Below are 5019 nucleotides of genomic sequence, written 5' to 3' on the forward strand. Positions count from 1 at the left end.
GGCGGGAGCGGGGTGGTCGGACATGGGCTTCCTCGCTGGATGGGCCGTACGAGGACAGCCTCTGGCTGCACTGTCGTACGGCGTCGTGCGGCGTTTCTTCCGGCCGTCTGCCGGGCAGTGCGCGGGGCGCACACACATCGGATGGTCACGGTGGTCTCAACGGCACCGTGAGCCACACCTACATTGCTCAGCCGCGGGTGTCGTTGCCACCGGTCCCCGGGGTCGTTTGGGGGTCGCTTCCCGGGGGTTCGAACGTGTGCGTCATCTTCGCCCGCCGCGGGGCCCGCCGGGCCGGAACTGCGTTCGGTTTCCGCCGGTCACGGCCCCGGCGAAGGCTCCGGCGGCGTCGGCCGCGGGGGTGCTCCGGGCCGGGTCGCCCGGCCCCAGACCGCCGACGTAGCGCAGCACGTCGTCCAGCTCCTCCAGGCCGATCAGCCGGCTGCGCGGCCGGAGCATCCCGGCGCTGCCGTAGCGCCCCAGCTCCGCGCACCGGGCGGTCAGCCAGGCCCAGTCGAGGTCCAGGTGGTCGGCGAGCCGGCGCAGCCGCTCCGCCGCCGTGTCGCCGTCGATGACGCTGTGCGTCTGCGCGTGCCGTACGGCGTCGGCGTACGCGCGCAGCCGCGCCCAGTGGCTGGTGGTGTCGACCTGCCAGATGCCGTCCGTACGCAGCCAGTTGGCGATGACCGCCCGCTCCCCCGGCAGCAGCGCGAACCCGTCCACCTGCGCGTACTCCGGCTCCGTGCACACCCACGTGGTCAGCCCGTGCCGCTCCAGCAGCGCCAGCGTCAGGAACAGCAGCGTGCGCTCGTAGCGCTCGCTGGTCTTGACCGCGTTGTGCGGCAGGCAGAAGACGTACCCGTACGGGCGGCCCGAGCCCGCGAGCGCCTCGCGCAGCGACCGCAGGTACGCGTGCTTGTGGCGGAAGAACAGCCAGGCGGCGGCCTCTTCGCCGTACTGCTCGCGCGCCCAGAACACCGGCGGCTCGCCGGAGTCCGCGCGCAGCTCGCGCAGGATGTGCTGGTCGCAGACGTGCGAGCCGAGCCACGCGGTACCGACGTCGGACAGCTCCGGCATCGCCGAGCGGGCCACCGCGGACCGCTCGCGGGTCAGGAAGTCGTCCAGGCCGCTGCGCTCCGCCTCCAGCACGGCGTCGTCGGCGAGGAGGCCGTCGTCGAGGTTGAGCACGGCCCAGAGGACCCCGTACGTCAGGTCGTCGAGCCGGTACGCGCGCGGGATCGGCAGCACGTCCACCGGGTCCGCGGCGACGGGCTGGCGGGCGCGTACGGCGTCGAGCACGAACAGCCCCTCGCCGCGGCGCGCGCCGAGCGCGGCGAGCAGGAGCGCGCGGCGCGCGGGGCGGATGAAGTCGCGCAGGTGCGGGTGGTCGTCGGGCCCGATGACGACGCTGTCGGACCCGGCCTCCGCCTCGTACAGCTGGACGGCCACGGAGGTGCCGTCGAAGACGCGGTGGCCGTCGAGCTGCCAGACCCCGCCGCCGCCGGGGGCCGGCGCGGTGGGCGACAGGAAGGACGTGGACCAGGTGACGTCGAGCGCGCGGGCGGTGGCCAGCGAGGCGTCGTCGGGGAGGCGGGGCGTGGTGAACGTGCGCGTGGGCGCCGGGCCGAGGAGCGCGTCGACGTCGATGCCGAGCATGTGCTCCAGGACGGTGCCCGCGTTGCCGCGCGGAATCTGCTCCCCGGCGAGCCACCGCTTGAAGGTGGTGCTGGAGATGGTGAGCCTGGCGAGCCGCGGGTCGCCGTACTCGGCGGCGGCCTTGCGGGCGGCGTGCGTGTAGTGGACCTCGAACGTCGAGAACCTCGCCCAGCCGCGCTTGGCCAGCTCGACGCGCAGCAGCGTCGGCGGGGGCGGCGGCACGGGGCCGTGCTCCGACTCCCGCGGGGTGTCCTCCGGAAGGTCTTCCGGGGTCTCCGCGGTGTCTGCGCTGGTGTCCGCTCTGGTCTCTTCTCTGGTCTCTTCGGTGTCCGCTCTGCTGTCCGCTCTGGTGTCTGCTCTGTCCCCTCGGGCGGCGCCCAGAGGGTGGCCCGAGGGTTCGTCGTCCGCGGGCTGCGGGGTGTGGCCGTCGGCGGGTGGTCCCGTCGTGGTCATGTAAGCGTTACCTCGATCTGCCGGCTCAGACCGGAACTTTGCGCTCCGTAGCCTGCCGCCTGGCATGTGCCATGTGTAAGTTCCGAGGGTGTGCAGAGCGTTCACCGAGACTGCGCGCATTAAATCAGGTGATCTTCCAGGTCGTTCGAGGGTCGTCCGGCGGCAAGCGGCCTGCGGAGGACCCCAGGCGGGCAATAATGCGCGACCATGACGCGAGGCAGGCCCACGACTCGGTTGACATTGACGGACCGGGAACTCCACTTCCTCGAACACCTGGTCGCACACAGCGCCACCCCGGCGGCGAAACGGCTCCACTGCCGGATCGTGCTGGCATGCGCCGCGGGGGAGTCGAACGGGGAAGTCGCGGACCGGTTCGGGGTCACGACGGCGACGGTGTGCCGCTGGCGCAACCGGTTCGCGCGCGAGCGGCTGGGGGCGGTGGGGCAGAGCACCGCCACCGCGGGGCGGCGCGCGGCGGCCAATGGGGGTCCCCCCGCCAGTGAGGGCGTAGCCGGTGGGGGAGAGCGCGACGGGGCCGCCGGGGGCGGGTACGTCCGGGTCAACGTCCGACTGGCCGCGCTCATGTGGGAGTCGGGGCTCACCCCGACCTCCCTCGCCGGCCAGGTACGCGAGCTGGGCCGGCGCCGCGGCCTCGAACTCCGCTGCACGCACACCTACGTCAAGCGCTGGCTGCGCGGCAGCTTCGGCTCGTCCGTACCGCCCGAGCTGATCGCCGCCGTCTTCTCCCGCCGCCTCGGCCGGGACATCACCCCCGGCGACATCGCCGCCCCCTCCCCCTCCCCCACCGGCTACGCCCTCACCGGCGGGGGGACCCCCATCGGCCGCCGTCTCCCCCCCGACGACCTCGGCCTGCGCGGCCCGACGACGCCGCACGGAGCCGTCCGCACCGCCGCCCAGCTGTGGGACGCCGACCCGCGCTACGCCCTGCCGCCGGTGTCCGCCACCGCCCTGCGGGACTCCGTACGCCGGTGGCGCCGCGCCACGCCGCCCGCGCCGCCGCAGCGCGCCACGGGCTCGTACCGCGTCGGGCAGCCGGACATCGCGAAGATCCACGCGCTCACCGAGCACCTCGCGATGCTCGACAACCGCTACGGCGGCGGCGCCGTCCGCTCGATCGCGATGACCCATCTGCGTACCGACGTGCTGCCGATGCTCGAAGGCAGCTACACGGCCGCCGTCGGCCGCAACCTGTTCCGCGCCGCGTCCCTCGTCACCCACCACACCGCGCACCTGCTGTACGACACCGGCCGGCACGGCGCGGCCCGGCGCTACCTGCGGCTCGCCCTCGACATGGCGTACCACGGCCACGACCGCGCGTTCGCCGCCAAAATCCTGGGGACCCTCGCCCACCAGGCCGTCCACCTCGGCGACTACCGCGAAGCCGTCGAACTCTCCGAAGCCGGCCTCGCCGAACCCGGGCTGACCCCCGCGGGCCGGTCCGTGCTGCACGCGATGGCCGCCCGCGCGCACGCCCGGCTGCGCGACCCGCGCGCGACCGCCATCTCCCTCTCCCACGCCGAGAGTGCCCTGTCCGCCGGCAGCCCCGCCCAGGAGCCGGTGTGGCTGCGCTACTTCAGCGGCGCGGAGCTGCACGACGAGATCGCGCACTGCCTCGTCGACCTGCGGCAGGCGCGCGCCGCCCGGCCGCACGCGGAGCACGGGATCGCCGCGCGCACGGACCGGTACGCGCGCAGCATCGCGTTCACCCGCGTCGTGCTGGCCACGGCGTGGCTCCAGCAGCGGGAGGTCGAGCACGCCTGCCAGGTGGCGACGGGCGCGCTGCGGGCGACGGAGGACATCCAGTCGGCGCGGGTACGGGGCTATCTGGCCGGGTTCCGGGAGCGGCTGCGGCCGTTCCGGAACGTGCCGGCGGCGCGGGACTTCTCGTACAAGGCGGCGCGGATGCTGAAGTGAGCGGCCGCGTGCGGCCGGACGGATCCGCGCGTACGAACGCGGCGGAAGCGCGGCCCACTCGGCGTACGACTCCCCGCGCCTCCGCCCGGCGCACCCGCCTCAGCGTACGAACCGGGCCGGCCGGTACGGCGCCAGCTCCGGTGCCTCCCGGCCGGTCAGCAACTCCCCCGCCACCAGCTCCCCCAGCCGCAGCGACAGCGTCATGCCGCTGTGCGTCACCACGGAGTACAGCCCCTCCGCCTCGGCGTGCCTGCCGACGATGGAGTTGTCGTCGGGCGGCAGCGGGCGCGTGCACACCCGGGCGTCGGCGAGCCGGGCGGCCCGCGCGAGCGCGGGCAGCATGTCGCGGGCGCGGGCGTGGAGTTCGCGGGCGAGCGCGGTGACGCGGTCGGCGGGCGTGTGCTGGTCGACCTCGTCGTTGAGGTCCAGCGCCTCCAGGTAGACGCGCCCGCCCGCGAGCGGGCGGGCGTGCAGGCGCGGGCTGAGCACCATGCGGGTCAGCGGGGGGCCGGCGCCCGCGTCCGGCAGAAGGTGGGCCAGCAGCGTCGGCGCCTCGGAGCCCGGCGCGTCGCCGGGCACCAGCGGCACGTGCGCGCCGGCCAGCGCGGCGACCGCCGGGGTGCGCCACCCGGCGCAGCACACCGCGACGTCCGCCGGCACCGTCTCGCCACCGGCGCACCGGACGCCGCGCACCCGGCCGCCCGCGGTGTCGATGGCCACGACACGGGCGGTCTCGCCGGTACGGACGTGGACGCCGCGGGCGCGGGCGGTGGCGAGGAGGTGGGCGACGAACGGCCGGGTGTCGACGGCCGCCTCGTCGGGGAAGTACGCGACCCGGGCGGCTTCCTCGATCCGCAGCGCCGGCTCCAGCTCCCGGGCGCGGGGCACGGGGATCCACTCGGCCGCGTACCCCCAGTCCCGCAGCCGGGCGACGGTCCGGCGGAGCTGGTCGAGACCGGCCCCGCCGGATGCCCACCG

3 protein-coding genes are annotated in these 5019 nt (G+C 75.2%); 1 reads left to right on the forward strand and 2 read right to left on the reverse strand.

Annotated features, from left to right (window positions below):
• Positions 1–261 precede the first annotated feature (261 nt).
• Positions 262–2106 (reverse strand): hypothetical protein, encoded by a 1845-nt coding sequence (locus tag H5J30_RS17270; protein ID WP_181788317.1) that lies wholly within the window; start codon positions 2104–2106, stop codon positions 262–264.
• Positions 2107–2340: 234 nt separating this feature from the next.
• On the opposite strand from H5J30_RS17270, the gene H5J30_RS37710 reads away from it, so the two are divergent.
• Entirely contained in the window at positions 2341–4041 is a 1701-nt protein-coding gene (locus H5J30_RS37710; RefSeq protein ID WP_374100990.1) for an NsdA family TPR-like regulatory protein, read from the forward strand.
• Positions 4042–4140: 99 nt separating this feature from the next.
• Here the strand turns inward: H5J30_RS37710 and H5J30_RS17280 are convergent.
• Positions 4141–5019 (reverse strand): NAD(P)/FAD-dependent oxidoreductase (locus tag H5J30_RS17280; RefSeq protein WP_181788318.1); only part of this gene is annotated, 879 nt, incomplete at its 5' end.

Source organism: Streptomyces phytophilus, assembly GCF_013870535.1.
Taxonomy (GTDB): domain Bacteria; phylum Actinomycetota; class Actinomycetes; order Streptomycetales; family Streptomycetaceae; genus Streptomyces; species Streptomyces phytophilus.